19 protein-coding genes, 1 tRNA gene and 2 rRNA genes are annotated in these 20,201 nt (G+C 55.5%); 2 read left to right on the top strand and 20 right to left on the bottom strand.

Annotation, left to right across the window (positions count from 1 at the left end):
* Positions 1-268 precede the first annotated feature (268 nt).
* Positions 269-430: an ArsC/Spx/MgsR family protein gene (locus QGH09_00215; protein ID HJO16611.1), complete on the top strand. Its 162-nt coding sequence runs from the start codon at positions 269-271 to the stop codon at positions 428-430.
* Positions 431-455: 25 nt separating this feature from the next.
* On the opposite strand, the gene nth is transcribed toward QGH09_00215, so the two are convergent.
* The 18 genes from nth to QGH09_00125 form a co-directional block, all read right to left on the bottom strand.
* Positions 456-1,157: an endonuclease III gene (gene nth, locus QGH09_00210; GenBank protein ID HJO16610.1), complete on the bottom strand. Its 702-nt coding sequence runs from the start codon at positions 1,155-1,157 to the stop codon at positions 456-458.
* Positions 1,154-2,116 (bottom strand): D-glycerate dehydrogenase, encoded by a 963-nt coding sequence (locus tag QGH09_00205; GenBank protein HJO16609.1) that lies wholly within the window; start codon positions 2,114-2,116, stop codon positions 1,154-1,156. Before QGH09_00205 ends, nth begins: the two co-directional genes overlap by 4 nt.
* 334 nt (positions 2,117-2,450) lie before the next feature.
* Positions 2,451-3,062, bottom strand: a complete 612-nt coding sequence (locus QGH09_00200) for a tetratricopeptide repeat protein (GenBank protein ID HJO16608.1) — start codon at positions 3,060-3,062, stop codon at positions 2,451-2,453.
* Positions 3,063-3,132: 70 nt separating this feature from the next.
* Complete coding sequence (glmM, locus tag QGH09_00195) at positions 3,133-4,476, bottom strand: phosphoglucosamine mutase (GenBank protein HJO16607.1); 1,344 nt, start codon at positions 4,474-4,476, stop codon at positions 3,133-3,135.
* A gap of 29 nt (positions 4,477-4,505) precedes the next feature.
* On the bottom strand, positions 4,506-5,417 hold the full coding sequence (locus tag QGH09_00190; GenBank protein ID HJO16606.1) for a CdaR family protein: 912 nt from the start codon (positions 5,415-5,417) through the stop codon (positions 4,506-4,508).
* Positions 5,414-6,220 carry a diadenylate cyclase CdaA gene (cdaA, locus tag QGH09_00185; protein ID HJO16605.1) on the bottom strand — a complete coding sequence of 269 codons (807 nt, stop codon included), beginning with the start codon at positions 6,218-6,220 and terminating at the stop codon, positions 5,414-5,416. The genes QGH09_00190 and cdaA overlap by 4 nt, the downstream gene beginning before the upstream one ends.
* Before the next feature lie 26 nt (positions 6,221-6,246).
* Positions 6,247-7,161, bottom strand: a complete 915-nt coding sequence (gene folP / locus QGH09_00180) for a dihydropteroate synthase (protein HJO16604.1) — start codon at positions 7,159-7,161, stop codon at positions 6,247-6,249.
* A 26-nt stretch (positions 7,162-7,187) separates the two neighbouring features.
* Positions 7,188-9,101: an ATP-dependent zinc metalloprotease FtsH gene (gene ftsH, locus QGH09_00175; GenBank protein ID HJO16603.1), complete on the bottom strand. Its 1,914-nt coding sequence runs from the start codon at positions 9,099-9,101 to the stop codon at positions 7,188-7,190.
* Positions 9,098-10,507, bottom strand: a complete 1,410-nt coding sequence (gene tilS / locus QGH09_00170) for a tRNA lysidine(34) synthetase TilS (GenBank protein ID HJO16602.1) — start codon at positions 10,505-10,507, stop codon at positions 9,098-9,100. Before tilS ends, ftsH begins: the two co-directional genes overlap by 4 nt.
* Positions 10,508-10,597: 90 nt before the next feature.
* A tRNA-Met gene (locus QGH09_00165) sits at positions 10,598-10,674 on the bottom strand.
* Between the two features lie 97 nt (positions 10,675-10,771).
* Positions 10,772-11,725, bottom strand: a complete 954-nt coding sequence (locus tag QGH09_00160; GenBank protein ID HJO16601.1) for a hypothetical protein — start codon at positions 11,723-11,725, stop codon at positions 10,772-10,774.
* Positions 11,726-11,734: 9 nt separating this feature from the next.
* Entirely contained in the window at positions 11,735-12,775 is a 1,041-nt protein-coding gene (gene queA / locus QGH09_00155; GenBank protein ID HJO16600.1) for a tRNA preQ1(34) S-adenosylmethionine ribosyltransferase-isomerase QueA, read from the bottom strand.
* A gap of 18 nt (positions 12,776-12,793) precedes the next feature.
* Complete coding sequence (locus QGH09_00150; GenBank protein ID HJO16599.1) at positions 12,794-13,807, bottom strand: beta-ketoacyl-ACP synthase III; 1,014 nt, start codon at positions 13,805-13,807, stop codon at positions 12,794-12,796.
* 14 nt (positions 13,808-13,821) lie between these two features.
* On the bottom strand, positions 13,822-14,841 hold the full coding sequence (gene ruvB, locus QGH09_00145) for a Holliday junction branch migration DNA helicase RuvB (GenBank protein HJO16598.1): 1,020 nt from the start codon (positions 14,839-14,841) through the stop codon (positions 13,822-13,824).
* A gap of 22 nt (positions 14,842-14,863) precedes the next feature.
* The gene (gene ruvA / locus QGH09_00140) at positions 14,864-15,466 is read right to left on the bottom strand and encodes a Holliday junction branch migration protein RuvA (GenBank protein HJO16597.1); all 603 of its coding nucleotides are present in this window, start codon (positions 15,464-15,466) and stop codon (positions 14,864-14,866) included.
* On the bottom strand, positions 15,463-16,032 hold the full coding sequence (gene ruvC / locus QGH09_00135) for a crossover junction endodeoxyribonuclease RuvC (GenBank protein HJO16596.1): 570 nt from the start codon (positions 16,030-16,032) through the stop codon (positions 15,463-15,465). The genes ruvA and ruvC overlap by 4 nt, the downstream gene beginning before the upstream one ends.
* A complete protein-coding gene (locus QGH09_00130) occupies positions 16,029-16,778 on the bottom strand; it encodes a YebC/PmpR family DNA-binding transcriptional regulator (protein HJO16595.1) in 750 nt (249 codons plus the stop codon). Before QGH09_00130 ends, ruvC begins: the two co-directional genes overlap by 4 nt.
* A 274-nt stretch (positions 16,779-17,052) precedes the next feature.
* Positions 17,053-17,868 (bottom strand): class I SAM-dependent methyltransferase, encoded by an 816-nt coding sequence (locus QGH09_00125; protein ID HJO16594.1) that lies wholly within the window; start codon positions 17,866-17,868, stop codon positions 17,053-17,055.
* 14 nt (positions 17,869-17,882) lie between these two features.
* Between QGH09_00125 and QGH09_00120 the strand changes: the two genes are divergently transcribed.
* Positions 17,883-18,833, top strand: coding sequence for an alcohol dehydrogenase catalytic domain-containing protein (locus tag QGH09_00120; protein ID HJO16593.1), 951 nt, complete (start codon positions 17,883-17,885; stop codon positions 18,831-18,833).
* Between the two features lie 90 nt (positions 18,834-18,923).
* On the opposite strand, the gene rrf is transcribed toward QGH09_00120, so the two are convergent.
* A 5S ribosomal RNA gene (gene rrf, locus QGH09_00115) occupies positions 18,924-19,040 on the bottom strand.
* Positions 19,041-19,245: 205 nt separating this feature from the next.
* Positions 19,246-20,201 (bottom strand): 23S ribosomal RNA (locus QGH09_00110); the annotation flags it as partial.

Raw genomic sequence — 20,201 nt, 5'->3', positions numbered from 1 at the left:
CCGGACTAGACCCAGCGGTTCTGACTATTGTAAGTTGAAAGCCCACCCTGGATCCGCATAATGGCGTGGAGTAGGAGAGCTAATGGCCAACGTGACGATGTACTGGAAGCCAGGATGAACGACTTGCCGTAACGCCAGAAGTTTTCTGAAATAGCTCGGTGCCACAATTGACATCCGCGATATCGAGCGCACTCCGCCCTCATCGGTGTTCTTGAAGCGGCATGTCCATCACGAAGATTTCCTCGACTTTGTTAGCCGGCGGAGCCCTGTGTTCAAACGCCGTGCTCTGCCGAAGTCGAAACGTGAGGCGATCGCTCTAATGACTGACAACCCAAAACTCATTCGCCGCCCGGTGCTGATCGTTGGGCGCCATGTCGCCTTCGGGTTCGACAAAGCGCGCTATACCGATCTCGTAAAGTCATCGCACTAGGCATCCGAAGCGCTGACGTTGCAACTCATCGCCCGATTCGTGTCACGCCGAGACGAGGGCATGCATCTTCGATAGCACACCGCTCACAGACTGGATAGACTGGTCTACACACGTTCTGTCCCCACGTGACTAGGAATTGATTTACCCGTGGCCACCACCGCCGAGGGACAACTTCATACAGTGCTTGTTCGGTCTGTTCGGGCGTCTTGGTTTTCACCCAGCCAAGCCGGTTGGAAATCCGGTGGACATGAGTATCTACGCAGATGTTGCTAGTACTCTTGTAAGCCAAGGTCAACACCAGATTAGCAGTCTTGCGTCCAACACCTGGCAGGCCGAGCAACTCTCCCATCGTCGTCGGAACCTTGCCACCGTGTTGTGACAGAAGTAGCCGGCTCGTGGCCTTGACGTGCTTGGCTTTATGGCGATAGAAACTCACAGGGTAAATCAGCCGTTCGATCCGGTGCACGGATAATTGAGCAAGTACAGTTGGGGTCGTCGCAACTTCAAATAGTCGGGTAGACGCGGCCAGAGTCACCGCATCCTTCGTCTGGGCCGAAAGCATCGTTCCGACAAGGACCCGAAACGCCTCGTCTACATTACCGTCAGCAATTTTTTCCATCGCCGGCACCTCCAGCTGTTGAATCGCTTGTCCCAACTGGCGGAGTATGGACGCTACAGGTGACCGACGGCGTAATTTTGCTCGAGATGCCGGACGCACTTTACTCACGGCTTAGTGTCCGCCTGCACAACCGGGGTTAATGGCGGTCGGCCCTGAAGAACTGCTTCAACGTTTCGTGCGGCCAAGTCCGCCATCGCCACGCGTGTTTCGTGGGTTGCGCTCCCCAAATGAGGCACTAACACGACGTTCGAACGCTGTAACAATCCCGGATGCACCTCGGGCTCTCTTTCAAATACATCAAGTGCAACGCCGGCAATTAGGCGTTCGTCGAGAGCCCAATTGAGCGCCTCCTCATCAACCACTGGCCCCCGAGCCGTGTTAATCAGATAGGCAGACCGCTTCATGCGCGCCAGCGTTTGGCGGTTGATCAAGTGTCGAGTCTCTGGCTTCAGTGGAACGTGCAACGAAACAATATCTGATGTGACTAGAAGTTCATCAAGCGGCACCAAAGCCTTTTCGCTCGCTACAACAGTCTCTCGGGAACGACTCGCAAAAACAACCTCCATCCCGAATGCTGGGGCTCGCGCCGCCACTGCGCGACCGATCCGGCCTGGACCGATAATCCCTAACTGTTTACCGCTAAGCTCCATCCCAAGCATGAAATCGAGCGCCCAACCCTTCCAAGCTTTCTGCCTGATCAGCCTATCCCCTTCAACCATCCGCCGCGTGACCGACAGGATCATTCCCCAAGTTAGCTCGGCTACTGCTTCCGTTAGCACCCCCGGTGTATTCGTGACAGATATACCTCGGCCTGCTGCCGCCGCTAAGTCGATGTTGTCGTAGCCAACAGCAATGTTTGCAATAATCTTGAGGTCACAGCCAGCATTTATGACTGCTGAGTCAATGCGATCGGTGGTTACGCATACAAGCGCACGCTTTCCTGGCACGCGCTCCTGTAACGCTGCGGGCGTTAGATGATCCGTCACCAACTCAACCTGACCGACCGTCTTAAGTCGCGTCAGCACCGAAGATGGCACGCGGCTTGTGAGGAGTATTGAAGGTGGCATTGCAGAGCAGGTGCACCAAATCGGTTAAAAACCATTACAACCGACTCAAGTACTAAAGCGACGCTGGCAAGTCTTAGAACAAAAATATTCTATCTGACCACCCTGCCGAAGCACGACGGCTCGTGAACGGACGACGTAAGTACCGCACACTGGATCACGAACGAGGGGGACGCTTCCGTGCACCGTTCGACGCTTCCCTTGAGCACCTTCGATAACACCTGCGCAGAACTTCCAAAGAGCCCTGAGCCCCACAACGATCAACAAAATCCTAAGAAACCAGCCAATCCACATCGGTATCGCGAAGGCCTGAATTTTGGTAGGCCTACCCTAGAATTTACGATCCAGTCGTGCCCACGTCACCGGCGTGGGCCGAGCGTAGACTCTCCAAGGCCTGCTGCGCTGCCAGACCCTCAGGACTGTCTGGCGCAATCGCTATCACACGATCCCAAGCCTCGGCCGCCCCAGCTAGATCCTGCTTACCAAAAGCGCGGACGATACCAAGATTCAGGATCGTCTTAACATGCTCTGGTTCGACCTCGAGTGAATACATGAATTGCTCAAGCGCGCGGTCAGGCTGGTTTGTATAGTAATAGCTAACGCCTAGGTCGGTACTCACATTCACATCGTCCGGATTGAGCGCGAGGGACGCCTCATACCACGTAATGGCTTCCCGAAATCGATCTGTAGCAAAGTAGAGGTTGGCAAGCATTGTCCGGGTCACAACGTCACGGGGATCACGCTCTGCTTCGGCCATGAGTTCCCTTACGCGCGCTTCATCCAAGGGAGGAGGGGTTGCACCTTCAACGGCACTACCCGCGCCTTCGGCCTGGGTAACAACCGCTGGTGGCTCTGAGGGCCCAGCCGGTTCCTGGCTACCCAGCACCCAACCAACGATCAATCCGAACAAAGTGCCCGAAGCAAGCAGGACGAGCGCTTCACGTTTCATCGACAACCCAACTGGTACCCAACAGAACAACGCATTTCAAACCAATGATACTGTAGAGGCGCACCGAACCTTAACCCAGCCGCCGTTCCACGACCTCTGCAATTTTCTCAGCCCAGTGTTTAATCTTGGACTGGTCTCGACCCTCAAGCATAATCCTCAGCACTGGTTCGGTGCCTGAATACCGTACGAAGAGGCGTCCCCTCTGCTCAACCACCCGCTGTTCAACCTCAGCGATGACCCCAGCAACATCCGGGAGTGTTTCGAGATTCGTCTTCTCGCGCACGCGAACGTTGACCAGAACCTGCGGATAAACCATCAATTCCTCGGCCAACGAGTCAAGCTCGCGTCCAGTCGCCGTCATCGCTTGCAATATCATCAGCGTCGTCAGGAGTCCGTCACCAGTCGGAAGGATATCGGGAAAGATAATGTGACCCGATTGCTCTCCACCGAGTGCTAACTTCTGCTCCGTTAGCGTCTCCATGACGTATTTGTCACCGACCGCACAACGGACAAGGGTGATCCCCAAGTCTTCCAAGGAGATTTTTAATCCCACGTTGCTCATTTCAGTTGCAACAACCGCGTCGCCCCGTAATCGATTTTCAGACTGTAAATGTTTCGCGCAGACAAATAACACCTTATCGCCATCAAGGATATGGCCGCGACCATCAACAAAAATAGCGCGATCGCCGTCACCATCAAGGGCAACGCCCATTGGACATTCTCGTGCCTTGACGAATTGTGACAAGTGTTCGGGATGCGTTGATCCGCATCCGTCGTTGATGTTACGTCCATTCGGTTCACAACCAGTCGTGATCACTTCGAAACCGAGTTCGCCAAACAAGCGCGGCGCGACGCCTACCGTAGCACCGTTGGCGCAGTCTACAGCCAAGCGCATCGGCCCAAGTCCGGTCGGGTTAGGCAGCACTGAACGGATGTGCTGAAGATACAAACTAAGAAGTTCTGAATCGACAACGGGGGCACTCCCAGCGTCAGGGGTAGACCAAGAATCGTCGCGGACGATCTTGGCCAGTGCCGTTTCACGCTGTTCGTTGAGCTTGATACCGCCCGCCGTGAATATCTTTATCCCGTTGTCTCCATAGGGATTGTGGGAGGCTGAAATCACGACCCCTGCATCGAATCCGCCTGACGCTGTAAGAAAAGCTACCGCAGGCGTCGGTGCAACACCGATGCTCGTAACACGAGCCCCCTCAGCCGCTGCGCCAACTGCTAGAGCATGCTCAATCCATTGACTTGACTCGCGGGTATCGCGACCGATAACAACCGATTTTTCCAGATGGTTCTGGTCTAAAGAACGCATTAGGGCGGCACCGATCCGGATCACCGTCGGCCCATCCAGCGGAAACTTTCCGGCTGCGCCACGGATACCGTCGGTGCCAAACAAGCGCTGAGTCATGAAAAAGGGTGTTACGGAAGATTGCCCGATCAACGAATTTCTATTTGAACAACAGCCGGGTCGATCTCGTCCACGACGAGCTCTGGACCTAGCTCAACTTGAACCGGCAGAGTGTGGTGACCCGCGTTGAGACCGGTAAGATCAACCCAAGCGTCAACTAGTTCACCCCGAAACCCGTCGAGCGCCGCCCGGGGTCCCTGGGCCCATACGGTGACAATCGGTGGGTCCTGGCTAACATGCAGGCTGGCGGCTAGGTTCCTCAAAACTAACGTGACTCGGCGACTTACCCGTTGCGGATCCGCCGGCCTAATTTCAACGGTCACTTGGGTCGGACTAGCTTCCGGGAGATACAACGCTCCGTCTGAAACCCCCACGCCGACTAGGATTTCAATGGTTTCAGTCGCATCCGTAATTAATACTGGCTCGGTGATGATTTCCTCAAGCTCAGTCAGCTGGCTCATTGGCCCTACAACTTCCGCGCTCTTTGGCAGGGAAGAAACTTCGCCCACAACGTAGCCCGGGGCCGGGTTTCCCTCAATCACTGGTACGATCGGAACGAAGCGTCGACCCGTCCGATCGAGTGCTAGTGGGATCGTGGATGGTGAGACTTGTGCCACCTCCACTCCAAACGGAACACGGACTTCGTCCGGCGATAAGTGAAAAAGTCGGCGCCCCGACTTCGCTGAACCAAGATCCACTACAGCAACTACGTCGCTCGAATTCAAACCACCGAGTAGTGCCGACGCACCACGCAACCGAACATCGACTGTACTCGGCACCTCCCCCAACAGCGCAAAGCCTTCGGGAATATTTTGAAATTCTAGTGGTGCTCGTAATCCACGTTCGACGAACGGCTCGCCCGCCACAGCGAACCAGAGCAGAATTGCCAAGCCTAGGGCCACTAGTTTTAAGCCGAGGTAACGAAAGATTCTTACAATCATTGCAGATTTGCGACCGGCTCCCATCCGGATTGCGAGCGCATGACGAGGGCCTGTAGCCGCTTTCGCAGTTCATCAGGCCTAAGATCTCTTTCGATCCGACCTCCGAGCGAAAGCGAAATCTGTCCTGTCTCCTCGGAAACAACAACCGCAACAGCGTCACTCTCCTCGGATACCCCTATTGCTGCCCGATGCCGCGTACCAAGTTCTCGTCCGAGCCGTGGGTTGACCGTTAGCGGTAAAAAGCAGGCTGCGGCAGTAACGCGATCTTCCTGGATGACTACTGCGCCATCATGCAACGGTGAGGTCGATTGGAAGATGCTAATTAAGAGATCGTAGGTCAGCGCCGCGTCAAGCCGAATGCCACTTTCAATGTGACTGCGTAAACCGATGGCGCGCTCCAGCACTACAAGTGCACCAACACGTTGCGCAGCCAATTGCGCCGCTGCAACAACAATTTCTTCGATGGTGTCGTCATCGCCGTCACGCGCGAGATGCCGAAAGAACGGTCCGCGCCCGAAGTGAGCAAGGGCTCGCCGTATATCCGCCTGGAATAGCACAATTCCAGCGAACACCACATAGCCCACCATGTTGCGAATCAACCAGTTGACCGTTTGCAACGGAGCCAAGCGGGAAACGTAAAACAAGGCCACTATCAAAGTGATCCCCAGGGCCATCTGCGCAGCACGAGTGCCCCGGATCAGTTTCAGGAATTCATAGATGAGAAAGGCAACGATCGCTATGTCGATAATGTCCCATAGGCTACCCGGCACCCGCCCCGCCAACGCTGACAGTGAGTCGATCATTGAATAAGTTCCTCACAGAGTTGACTTCAAGATTGATCGGCCGCAGTAAAGCCGATGCCTTCCCTATGCATCCGAATCGAGTCCGCGACACGCACAACGTCTACCATTTCACGAACACCGTGTACGCGAACCACATGGGCTCCCAACAACACACTCGCTGCAACAGCGCCAGCTGTGCCCCATTCCCTCTCGTCCGGCGGGACGTCTCCAAGCACAGCCGTGAAAAAGGACTTCCTAGAAGGACCCACAAGAATCGGACGACCAAGTAAACGAAACCGGTCGAGTTGGCCAAGTACGGCCATACTGTGCTCGGCGCGCTTGGCGAAACCGAGTCCAGGGTCCACGATCACGTGTTCCCTAGGAATTCCTGCATCGGAAGCAGCTTCTAGGCTCCACTCTAATTCCGTAATAATTTCCTCGGCTACTGCTTTGTAGCTGGCTTGGCTGTACATGTCGCTCGAACGACCCCGTGTATGGGACAAAATTAGTCCAGCTCGTCGCACCACCACTTCCCCAGCTAGGTTCGGATCATACCTTAGCCCACTAACGTCATTGACTAGCGAAGCCCCACAATTCAGGGCAGCCCGCGCTACACCCGCTTTGTAAGTATCAACTGAAATAGGAACATTAGTTTGGTTTACCAACGCCTCAATCACAGGCCCAACGCGACGCTCCTCTGTCTCCGCGTCAAGTGGCGTTGCACCCGGCCGAGTCGACTCTCCACCAACGTCCAAGATATCGGCACCAGCATCAACCAAGGCAAGCCCTTTCGCAATCGCCTGAGCAGGGTCAGTATGACCGTCGCCCGAAAAAGAGTCCGGCGTCACGTTAACGACGCCCATAATTAGCGTGCGGGAACCAAGACGAAGAACACCCTCATTCGCAAGCGGAACATCGTAGGCTTTTCTCGGTATCAACGGCGCGTCTTTTGAAGAATTCAAACCCGCTTCGGGGCACGCCGGTAACATCACTCCTGAGGGAGTGGCTTGTTGAGCGGTGGCAGCGGCGGTACCACCGACTGCTGTTCCTCGGGCGCTTTCTCAGGCGAAGGCGGTTTACCCGACGCGCCAGGGGTCTCTTCCGGGTCGTCCAGTGACAACCCAGCCACCAAACGCCGGACCTGCGCACCCTCCAGCACTTCGCGCACGAGCAACTCCTCCGCCACCTTGACTAACACCGCGTGATTCTCCTCAAGGAGGGCACGCGATCGTTTGTAGTTGTCCATGACAACCCGCTTGACCTCCTGATCAATCCGGATCGCAGTTTCCTCACTATAGTCCTGGTGCTGTGCGATCTCGCGACCAAGAAAGATCTGTTCTTCCTTCTTGCCGAACGTCAACGGCCCCATCGTGTCGCTCATACCCCATTCGCAAATCATCTTGCGGGCAAGCTCAGTAACACGCTCGAGATCGTTACCAGCTCCCGTGGTCGCACTATCATTCGTAATTTCCTCAGCTATTCGACCACCAAGCAGAACAGCAATTTGATCATTGAGGTATTCACGCGAGTAACTGTGCTTGTCATCTACAGGAAGTTGCTGGGTTACACCAAGCGCCATCCCACGCGGGATGATAGTGACCTTGTGTATCGGATCAGCGTCGGGCAGCAAGACAGTGAGCAAGGCATGGCCGGCCTCGTGAATAGCCGTGGTCTTTTTCTCCTCGTCACTAATTATCATCGAGCGCCGCTCAGAACCCATCAGGACCTTGTCCTTAGCGAACTCGAAGTCAGCCATCCGTACTGTTTTCTGGTTGTACCGAGCAGCATTAAGTGCCGCCTCGTTCACAAGATTTGAAAGGTCAGCGCCGGAAAACCCTGAGGTTCCACGGGCCACGATACTAATGTCGACGTCATCAGACAGTGGAATCTTCTTCGTGTGTACTGCGAGTACACCTTCGCGCCCCTTGACGTCTGGCCGATTAACGATGATACGCCTATCAAAACGACCTGGCCGCAAAAGCGCTGGATCGAGAACGTCCGGCCTGTTTGTCGCAGCCACGAGGATGACACCTTCATTCGATTCAAAACCGTCCATCTCGACAAGTAACTGGTTTAGTGTTTGTTCCCGCTCGTCATGCCCGCCACCAAGACCCGCACCGCGATGCCGGCCCACAGCATCGAGCTCATCAATGAACACGATACATGGTGCGTTTTTCTTACCTTGCTCGAACAGATCGCGCACACGCGATGCACCAACACCAACGAACATTTCAACAAAATCTGAACCGCTGATTGAGTAGAACGGCACACTCGCCTCGCCAGCAACCGCGCGGGCAAGCAGTGTCTTACCAGTCCCAGGGGCACCTATAAGCAGCACTCCCTTGGGTATCCGTCCTCCGAGTTTCTGGAACTTCTGCGGTTCCTTGAGGAATTCGATGATTTCCTGTAGTTCTTCCTTCGCTTCATCCACGCCAGCGACATCCTTGAACGTCATTTTCTTTTGGGTGCTGGACGACATCTTGGCGCGGCTCTTGCCAAACGATAGAGCCTTATTGCCACCACTCTGCATCTGGCGCATAAAGAAGATCCAGAACCCGATGATTAGCAGTACCGGCGCCCAGGAATACATGAGAGTGGCCCATGGACTAGCAGTCGCTTCCTTAGCCGTGATTTGCACATCACGCTCAAGCAGCGTGTTCGCAAGGCCTTCGTACTGGGGAGGCGCGTAGGTTTGAATGCGATCGCCGTTCTTGAGCAGGCCGGCGATCTCGTTACCGGTCAGCGTGACGCTATCGACCTGGCCCTGTTCAACGTGCACCACAAATTCGCTGAACGGCAGCGCGGAGTCGCGGGTCTGAAAGTCGGTCGAGAAGTTCCAGATAAGCACTCCCACCACAACGAGTACCGCCCAGAACAACAAGCTTCTCAGTGTCGTATTCACTCTTCCACCCCTAACTTCTTACTTTCCAAGAATATCACGGACTGTGTGCGCTCCGTGACCCGAAATTGATGCGCAACTGTCAGACCAACGATCCACACGATCCTCCCATCAGAATCGGTGACAATCGGCACTTGATCACGACTCGCGCGGCTGACCTTTCGGTCAACGAAGAGGTCCTGAAGTGATCGTTTCCCCGGTGAACCCAGCGGACGGAGTCGGTCACCCGGTCGGCGGCCGCGAACCGTCATTGGCCCAACCATTCTTTCCGCGTCCACTGCCACCAACTCGCTGCGGTTACACAGCCCCGATCGATCTGGCACCTTCCCAAGTGTTGCCTTGATCCGCCGCCCAGATTCCTCCACAAGAACTTCACCTGGCACCGACAGCATGTAAGAAAACTCGACCGGTTCCGCGGTCATGACTACATCAGCCGGCTCCAAATGGACCGAGCCGTTAACCATCTCCGCTCGCTGACCCGGTAAAGACACTGAACGCTTATTACCAAAAGCAGTTAATCCCATCACCGCCTCAACATGATCTAGGCTGATAAACCGCTCGCGAGCGAGCGTTCCGAGCGCCCGCCTGACCACGCGCCACGCAAGCGCGGGTGGCAGCGCAAGCAATTCCCTAGCATCAAGCGTGACAACGTTCTCTCTCGTTTCGACGACACGAGCCGAGGCTTGGTCTGCTGCATCGTCCAACCAGTCTGCATCCTGTCTCGCCACATGGGCCTCTCGGGCAAGGACCGCACTAATACCCTGGGTAAAGTTCTCACGTAGGTATGGAAGCAGCTGGTGCCGAATCCGATTCCGCGGAATAGTCAAATCATTGTTAGTTTCGTCGTTTCGAAACTTGATACTTTCCGCGTCCAAGAAGTCCCTGAGCGCACGCTTGGACAACTCAAGTAGTGGACGAATGATGACACCGTGGCGTGGATAAATTGAAGAAAGTCCTCGAGTGCCGGCACCACGAAGAATCCGTAGCAAAAACGTTTCAGCCTGGTCATCCTGGTGGTGTCCAACTGCTACGCGGTCTGCGCCGACGCGCTTAGCCGTCTCCTCAAAGAACGCGATACGTGCAGCCCGCCCTGCTTCTTCGATCGAGTTCCCGCGCTCACGCGCCATTGCGCGAACATCTACACGCGTTTCGTGATACGGCACCTGCAGGTCATCGGCCAGCACCCGTGTGGCCTTCGAGTCTTCATCAGCCGCTTCGCCTCTCAGCCCGTGGTGGAGATGAATAATGCCACTAACCTTGAACTCTTCTGTTTTCGAAAGCCGGTGCAATAAGTGGGCGAGCGCGACTGAATCCGACCCGCCAGAAACGGCTACCAGCACGCGTGCGCTGGGTGGAATGAGAGAGTGTCTCCGAATCGTCTGTAGGACGCGGTCTAGAATACCTTGCATAGCATTGGCGTCTTACCGCCATCGGAGTAACAACGTGGCCCAGACAATGCGCCCGAGCCCAACATGTGAACTGCCTCGATCAATAAAAGATGGTGCCGGTGCAGGGACTTGAACCCCGGACGCCGCGGATATGAGCCGCGTGCTCTAACCAACTGAGCTACACCGGCAGAACTCTGTGGGAACTGCCGTTGCCCCATCCGGCAGCGCAGCCAATGGTAGTAGCCACTGCGAAGCCGGCCTTTAAAGAAGTAGCAAGAGATTATATCAAGGTTTCTCGACCCGCTCGATTAGCGCTGCGGCCAGAAGAGGGATTAGCAGTTCATGATGACCGACGAGCGAAACTCCGCGATTGCTACCCATGGTGGGACGCTCGACCACGTTAGTCTGCGGACGGTAATGGCGGATGAAATCAAGGTTGACGGTCGTGAGTTCGTGCAGGTCCATGCCGCGGTTCCGTGCAAGCGCCACCGCCTTCAAGAACACTTCAGGGAGTAGCACGGCCGAGCCACAATTTAAGTACACACCTCGCCCGAGCCTTGCGACGCTCGAAACGAAATAACGGAAATCGCACAAGCTACCCTTACCCAAGGCGGCACCCTCCACCTGTGGATGCATATGAATAACGTCGGTGCCAATGGCAACGTGCACGGTCACCGGGACTTTGAGGCGGTGTGCCGCCGCAAAGATACTGGCGTCGGCATGTGGTGGTGCGATTGAGTCCAAAAACTTTCCGACCGCCTGCCCAATACCAAGTCCAGCGTTGACTCCATCATTGATCGCTTGGTTCAGTAATCGACCGGTCTCATCGGCCATACCGAAACGTCCAGGCTCGAGCGACTCGTTGACATCCTCTGAGGTGGCACCAGCCAAGGCGATCTCAAAATCGTGAATCATGCCCGCACCATTGGTGGCAATAGCGGAGACAAATCCACGCTCCATAAGGTCGATGACTGTCGGTGAGAGACCGGTTTTAATGACATGAGCGCCAATGCCCCAGACTATCCCTGCATTCTCAGCATGGGCACAAACGAGTGCATCAACGACCTGGCGGAAATCCTTACCAGCGAGCAATTTCGGTAGGCCGTCTACAAAACCGCTGATCCCGGTTCCACGTTGAAAAGGTCTGGCGAAATCATCCAGGCGAGACTTGCTATGCCGTGATTTCAGCGGATAGGTGCGAACTTCGTTGAATCCGAACTCTTCGTATGGAAATTTCATCGCCTGCCCCTAGAGGATAAGCATCGTATCGCCATAACTATAAAAGCGATAGCCCAGCCGAACCGCTTCCGCATAAGCCGCTAATACCCGCTCACGACCAGCGAAGGCACAAACCAACATTAGCAGTGAGGACCGCGGCAGATGAAAGTTCGTCAGTAGTCCTCCTACGGCAGAAAAGTGATATCCGGGGTGTATGAATAAATTGCTGACTGCTTCCCCGGACTCAATCCGGCCATGACGCGAAGCACTTTCGAGCGTCCGCGTGGTCGTTGTGCCAACCGCCACAATGCGCCGACCCACAATGAGCGCAGCGTTAAGTGCGGCGGCGGCCCGTGCGGATATCACGTAACGCTCCGGATCCACAGTGTGCTCCTCCACAAGATGAGCGCGAACTGGCTTAAAAGTGCCGTAACCAACGTGTAACGTCACATCGACACGCTCTACTCCGCCCGTCACAAGGGTACGCAGTAACCCATCAGTCAAGTGCAGCCCTGCAGTCGGGGCAGCAACTGACCCCCGTACTCGTGCGTACACGGTTTGGTATCGCTCGTGGTCCACGGACTCATCGCTTCGCTTGATATAAGGCGGTAACGGCACATGGCCCACCACGTCGATTACCTCGTCAACGTCGCCGTGTCTATCCGCGATTAAGCGGACCACCCGCCGGCCGAAAAAGTGGCACTCGAGAATATCAGCATCAATAAAACGACCGTGCCTCTCAAACCGCATCCGCTCACCAACGCGGAGCTTTTGCCCAGGGTGCACAAGCGCATCCCACCGACCCGCATCTAACCGGTTCAGCAGTAGGCACTCAACCGCTCCACCGCTCGGCACACGCCTACCCAAGAGGCGAGCCGGAACTACCCTAGTGTCGTTAATGGTCAGCAGATCACTAGATTGTAGCCATTCAGGAAGAGCCGCAACGGTAGTGTGCGCCTTTATGCCACCATCCCGATCGAGGACGAGCATGCGGGCATCCTCTCGTGTGGAGGGTGGCGACTGCGCAATTAGGTGGGACGGCAGGGCAAAGTCAAATTCGGCAACGTTCATTCGCCCGAGTCACTGACTTCAGAATGCCCAACGCAACAGTACAGACCCAACGGTAAAACCCGCACCTACCGATGCCAGGAGAACCAGGTCGCCTTTATTTAAACGTCCGTCGGCAATTGAATCGTTCAGCGCCAATGGAATCGTTGCTCCTGTCGTATTGCCATAGCGCTCAATGTTGACAACGACTTTCTTCTCGTCCAATCCCAGTCGTTCAGCCGCCGACATGATGATGCGCTTATTCGCTTGATGGCTTACGAACAGATCCAACTGATCCACGTCTATCTCATTCTTCTCCAAGATACGCTTGCAGATCTCCGTGGTCTTTCGTACTGCGAATTTAAAGACCGTCTGACCGTCCTGACGGATGAAGTGTAGGCGCTGATCCACAGTCTCATGAGATGCTGGGAGGAGAGAACCGCCTGCAGGTAAGCAGAGCGCCGGGCCGCCGCTACCATCAATCTCGTGAGCAAAATCGATGATGGCAGGTTCGTCTTCATTTGCTGGTGACACCACTGCCGCGCCGGCGCCGTCACCAAACAAAACACAGGTCGCACGGTCCTGGTAATCGAGAATACTCGTCATCACATCAGCCCCAATAGCCAATGCGTGCCGGTGAGAACCCGTGGAGACCAACTCCGCGGCTGTCGTCAACGCGTAGGTGAACCCCGAGCAGGCCGCTCCAAGATCAAATCCCCAAGCATTCGATGCACCGATCTGGTGTTGAATCAAACAAGCTGTACTCGGAAACACGGTGTCCGGCGTCGTTGTGCCAACCACGATTAGGTCAATATCATCTGGCGTCAGGCCAGCTTGAGCGACCGCCTGCTGTGCCGCTGGCACCACGAGCGCCGATGTGCCAACACCGGGGTCAACCACATGCCGTTCGACAACACCTGTGCGTTGACGAATCCACTCGTCGTTCGTGTCGACTAGCTTTTCGAGATCCGCATTGGTCATCACCCGCGGCGGCACATACGTTGCCAGCGCCGCAACTTTTACGGGCCTGACGAAACGCTGATCATTTTTCCCCATCGTATCTTTGGTCCTCACCACAGCTTCGGATCTTTTATTGGTGCGTCAAATCCTAAATATTCGTATGCACGGGCCGTGGCAACGCGCCCGCGCGGTGTACGGCTCAAAAACCCAGCTTGAATCAGGAATGGTTCATAAATGTCTTCAATTGCATCCTTCTCTTCAGCGATAGCGGCTGAGAGGCCCTTCAAACCGACTGGTCCACCGCCGAACTGCTCAATCACTGCGCACAACAGTCGGCGGTCAACCTCGTCGAGCCCGTGTTCGTCGACCTCAAGAAGCCCCAACGCATCATTCGCAACCGACTCTGAAATCGTACCGTCGGCTCTGACTTCAGCATAGTCACGCACCCGTCGTAAAAACCGGTTCGCTACCCTAGGGGTACCACGTGACCGTTTCGCGATTTCCTCAACCGCCGACCTGTGCACGGGCACTTTCAGAATCCCCGCGGAACGAATGACAATTTCGAGCATATCAATCTCTGTATAGAAATCTAGGCGATGCACAATTCCGAAACGGGCACGAAGTGGTGACGTTAGAAGACCTGCGCGGGTTGTCGCCCCGATCAAGGTGAATTTCTGGAGCGGCACCTTGACCGAACGTGCGCTGGGACCTTCACCGATCATAATATCCAGTTCGTAATCCTCCATGGCCGGATAGAGGATTTCCTCTATCACAGGGCTCATCCGGTGAATTTCGTCAATGAAGAGGACTTCGTGCTGTTTGAGATTCGTCAGAATCGCCGCGAGATCTCCGGGCTTCTCAAGCACTGGGCCAGCCGTCGCACGCACAGGGACCCCAAGTTCATTTCCGATAACGTAAGCCAATGTCGTCTTACCGAGACCGGGTGGACCATACAGCAGCACATGGTCCATCGCCTCCTTCCGTTTACGTGCCGCTTCAATCGACACTTCGAGGTTTTCACGAAGCCGGTCCTGTCCAATGTAACTATCCAACGTATTGGGCCGGAGACCAGCTTCGTACGGTGCCTCGTCATCCGAGCGCACCGAACTCACGATTCTCGGGTCAGTCATAGTGCAGAAATGGTCTTGGTGGTCAGCGGGCAAGTTCGCGCAGAGCTTGCCGCAAAACATCCTCGAAAACTAAATCATCCGAGCCTTTAAGTGCGGCGTTGATTGCCTTTTCGGCCAACTGCCGATGGTATCCAAGGTTCAAGAGGGCGGAGAGTACGTCCCCGCGCAAATCGTCGGCCTCGCCCTTTACCGAGGAGGCAGACTCAGCCTCTGCCGAGATGATGTTAGGTAGATTGTCCCTCAACTCAATGACCATACGCTCGGCCGTTTTCTTACCCACCCCAGGTATGCCTGTGAGTCGGGCCACATCACCCTGCCGAACAGACCGCACTAGCTCCGGAGGCTCAATGCCCGACAATGCTGTCAGGGCAAGCCTCGGACCGATACCGTTGACACTAATCAGGCGCTCGAATAGCTGTAACTCGAGTGTCGACGAAAAACCGAAAAGCGCCAAGGTTTCCTCACGAACGTGTGTGTGGATGCGTAGTGAAACGTCTGACCCGGGTTCACCTAACTCGTAAAAGGTCGACAAGGGAACATGCACCTCATAGCCAACCCCTTGCACATCGACGACGATACGACTGGGGTGCTTTTCCGCAAGCCTTCCCTCCAAAGCCGCGATCACGACGGCCCCCGTGTCGTAAGATTCTCTGGTTTAACTTTCCGCCAGCTCCGCTGTTTCGGTCGCCCAGCTACTGAATCAGCGCTAACCGTGCCCGACGGTGTTAGTTGGTGGGCGTGACATATAGCTACCGCGAGCGCGTCAGCCGCATCGTGCGGAGTTGGTATGTCATCCAACTCGAGAAGCAATTTAATCATTTGCTGAACTTGCTGCTTTTCAGCACGGCCATAACCCACAACAGCACTTTTGATTTCACTCGGAGTGTATTCGACAAGGGTGACTCCGGCCTGCGCCGCGGCCAGGACGGCCACGCCGCGCGCATGTCCCAACTTCAGAGCACTCTGCACATTACGCGCGTGAAAAAGGCTCTCTACCGCAACACATGCGGGTTGGTGCGTAGCCAGAAGCGTCACAAGTTCACTGTGAATGCAACGGAGCTTCTCGGGGAATGATGCGCGTGGCGGAGTAGCGATTGCGCCGTACGTAACCAGCCGGTGCTGGCTGCCAGAATAGTCGATACAGCCATAACCGGTGCGATTGGAGCCGGGGTCAATCCCGAAGATTTTCACGCCAGCGAAGCCTCGATCTCCTTTTCCTCGATGTTATAGTTGGACCAGACGTTCTTCACGTCGTCGTTGTCCTCCAGAGACTCCATGAGTTTGAGCATTTGTTGGGCAACCTTGCCCTCAAGCTTCACGTAGTTCTGGGGCATCATGACAATCTCGGCCGACAGCAGTTCAACGTCCAACTGCTTGACCGCAACGAGCACAGAATCGAACGTCTCAGGGTCGCTCACAACTTCCCAGTGGCTTTCGTCGTCCCGAAGGTCATCAGCGCCGGCCTCAAGCGCGACAGCCATCAGTGCCTCTTCCTCGACAGCATCCTTAGCAACTACTATGCATCCCTGCTTCGTAAACATCCAGGCCACGCTGTTCGCCTCACCCAGGTTGCCTCCGTGCTTCGATAGCAGGTGGCGGATCTCACTGACAATGCGTTTCTTGTTGTCAGTAAGTACGTCAACCATCAATGCCACGCCTCCGGGACCGTAGCCTTCGTATGTGGCTTCTTCGTAAGACACACCAGGTTCTTCTCCAGTGCCCCGACGAATTGCTCGTTCTATATTGCCGGCCGGCATATTGACGGATTTGGCCTCGGCAATAACCGTTCGTAATCTCGGGTTACTGTCAGGGTCACCGCCACCAACCCGTGCTGCGACAGTTAACTCTTTAATAATCTTGGTAAAAACCTTCCCGCGCTTGGCGTCGGCCGCACCCTTCTTGTGCTTGATCGAATGCCACTTAGAATGGCCAGACATGGCAGGAATCCTTTGTAGTACAAAGTAGAAAATCAAGCAAAGCTTAGCATATCGAACGGGTCGGCACCCAGCGTGGATGGTCCTCTATTCCGCCTAGTTATCTGGCTACTCTTCCCAATATCTAGGGCTTCCAGGGAACTCTACATAGTGAATGGCGAACCCGAGACTAGTAACGAGAGAGGTGTGCTGGGTGTGTCAATCGCTGAAACTCGAACGCGTTATGCAGGTTGAAAATGAGAACCCGGGACTCCATCAACCTGCGCAACCTAAATAGTCATCGTCGTCTAGCGAGAATGATCCAAGCCTGGGCGCGTGAATCCCAAGCCCGCCCGCGATAATCCCCAAGGACGGCCTCAATATCGAACCCCGCTCGCTCAAGCCGGTTCCGCATCTTTCGAATCGACAATGTTCTGAAAGCGATCGAAAACTGGTGACTTGAACGTCGCGCGCCCTTCCGTTCGATGAACTCTTGATCGAACGTCGTGATTCCACGGTCTCGGTCCTGACGAACCGATTCGATCAACGTCAGCTGTCCACCACGCGCGCCACGCCGAGCCCGGAGACTAACGCGGCGTTGATATTCACCCCAAGTGGGTAGTTCAGGCACTAGGTCAATGCCAAAAGTGCCACCTCGTTGTAGCACCCCCGCCACTGAACATAGGGTCTCTCGCAAATCGCGGTCCCGCAGAAGCGATTGCAGGATCCCGTACGGAGCCATAGCTAGTCGGAACGGTCCCGAGTCAAGAACCGGCAACGCCCGAATGTCACCTCGTACTAGTTTGACACGCGGGCCGTACCTTGACCGGCGAAGCCTGCTCCGTGCCCGGTCAAGCATTTCGCTAGACCGGTCCACGCCGACAACCATCTCAACTGTCCGTGCTACCGGCAAGGATACACGGCCGGTTCCACAACCAAGTTCTAGTACCGGGCCACCAATCCGATCGGCCAGCCGCTGCCAAAATCCAACGTCCCGACGTTGTACCGTTTGTGCACTCTCCCAGTCATAGAACTGTGCATAGTCGTCCCACCCGTGCCATCCCTCACGAGCTACCGACACCGATTGTGGTCTCCGAATCGAAGGCAACGACATATCATAGCCCTCCTGTGAAGGCTCTTTATATCAACCGTGTGATGGAACTCCGCGATGTGCCGCTCCCATCGCGCCCAAACGAATGCCGGGTCCGTGTGCTTCTAGCGGGCATATGCGGAACCGACCTGCAAATCCTAAACGGCTACGCCGCTTTTAAAGGCGTGCCAGGACACGAGTTCGTTGGCATCGTGGAGGATGTATCAAGTGATGCTGATGGCCCTTTGGTCGGGCGTCGGGTTGTTGGCGAAATCAATGTTGGCTGTGACAATTGCAGGTGGTGTCAAAACGGGATCAAAGAGCACTGTCCTGCTCGTTCCGTGCTCGGTATCAGGCGCCGATTTGGAGCCTTTGCAGAATATCTATGGCTACCCACTTCCAATCTTCACGTACTGCCAGAATCGCTCGGTGAATCAGCCGCGGTTTTCGTGGAACCCACCGCGGCCGCATGTCAAATCTTGACGCAAACTGACATGACCCGCAGTGACCACGTGATCGTGCTCGGCGACGGTCGCATGGGTCTCATCATCGGGCAGGTACTAGCGACCACCTGCGCCCAAGTTACGATCGCGGGAAAGCATGAAAATAAATTGGAAGTCGCACGAAGATTAGGACTCAACGCCGTACATGTCGATTCTCTTGACGGAAGTCGGAAAGTGGATGTTGTTGTGGAAGCGACCGGTCGACCAGACGGGCTCCCAATCGCTTTAAAACTTTTGAGACCGAGGGGGTCCGTCGTCCTGAAGTCAACGTTTCACGGTGAGACAAGTATGTCCCTCTGGCCAACCGTCATCGATGAGTTCAAGATCATCGGATCTCGCTGTGGACCGTTCCCGCCTGCAATCGACCACCTCGCTTCTGGCCGTGTCGACACCACGCCACTTATCGCTGGCACCTTCGGGCTCGAGGATTATGAGAGCGCGTTCGAAGCAGCTCGTAACCAACTGAAAGTGTTACTTCGGCCATAATCGATGCTATCCAGCACGCCCTTGCGCTTTAAACCGTCGGAAGAAAAAGAAAGGCCGAATGCGATCCCTCGCATCCGGCCCGCAGAATAATCCCGGCAGCGACCTACTCTCCCACGAGGTTGCCCCCGCAGTACCATCGGCGGTAGAGGGCTTAACTGCCGTGTTCGGAATGGGAACGGGTGTGACCCCTCTCCTATGACCACCGGGAATCTTGACCCGCGCCGGCCTCGTCACGCGAACTCACCCGACCCATGAGAAGTCGCGGGTCGAGCGCACGTCAACACTGGACATGGCACGAGCACGTTATCAAAGAACGTGATGCAGCCTACACATACGGTAGCACTGCACCGACAACCAAATACCCTACAAACGGTAGTGTTCCCAACCACAGATGTCGCATGAAAAAAGTAAAAAGGTCAAGCCTCACGGCTGATTAGTACCAGTTAGCTTAGACCATCGCTGGCCTTACACACCTGGCCTATCACCTGGTAATCTTCCAGGAGCCTTCAGGAGCCTTACGGCTCGGGAAATCTCATCTTGGGGAGGGTTTCACGCTTAGATGCATTCAGCATTTCTCCCGTCCGAACATAGCTACCCAGCGCTGCCGCTGGCGCGACAACTGGTACACCAGAGGTCCGTCCATCCCGGTCCTCTCGTACTAGGGACAGCCCCCCTCAAATTTCCTGCGCCCATGGCAGATAGGGACCGAACTGTCTCGCGACGTTCTAAACCCAGCTCACGTACCGCTTTAATAGGCGAACAGCCTAACCCTTGGAACCTGCTACAGCTCCAGGATGCGATGAGCCGACATCGAGGTGCCAAACCTTGGCGTCGATATGAACTCTTGGCCAAGATAAGCCTGTTATCCCCGGCGTACCTTTTATCCGTTGAGCGATGGCCCTTCCATGCGGAACCACCGGATCACTAAGGCCTGGTTTCCCACCTGCTCGACTTGTAGGTCTCGCAGTCAAGCTCGCTTCTGCCTTTGCACTCTACGGCTGATTTCCAAACAGCCTGAGCGAACCTTCGCACGCCTCCGTTACAGTTTAGGAGGCGACCGCCCCAGTCAAACTACCCGCCTAGCAGTGTCCCTGACCTGGCTAACAGGCCGAGGTTAGAGCGCCGGAGCGCTAAGGGTGGTATCTCACCAATGACTCCCCGGACCCCAAGAGGCCCGGTTCAAAGTCTCCCACCTATCCTGCGCATAACGCGCCAACACTCACTACTAAGTTGTAGTAAAGGTGCACGGGGTCTTTCCGTCTTGCCACGGGCAACCGGCGTCTTCACCGGTACCACAAATTCGCAGTGCCCCTCGTTGAGACAGCGCCCAGATCGTTACGCCATTCGTGCAGGTCGGAACTTACCCGA

The organism is Vicinamibacterales bacterium (assembly GCA_036012125.1).
Classification (GTDB): Bacteria; Acidobacteriota; Vicinamibacteria; order Vicinamibacterales; family UBA823; genus UBA11600.
This window is presented reverse-complemented; position numbering and strand designations above follow the sequence as displayed.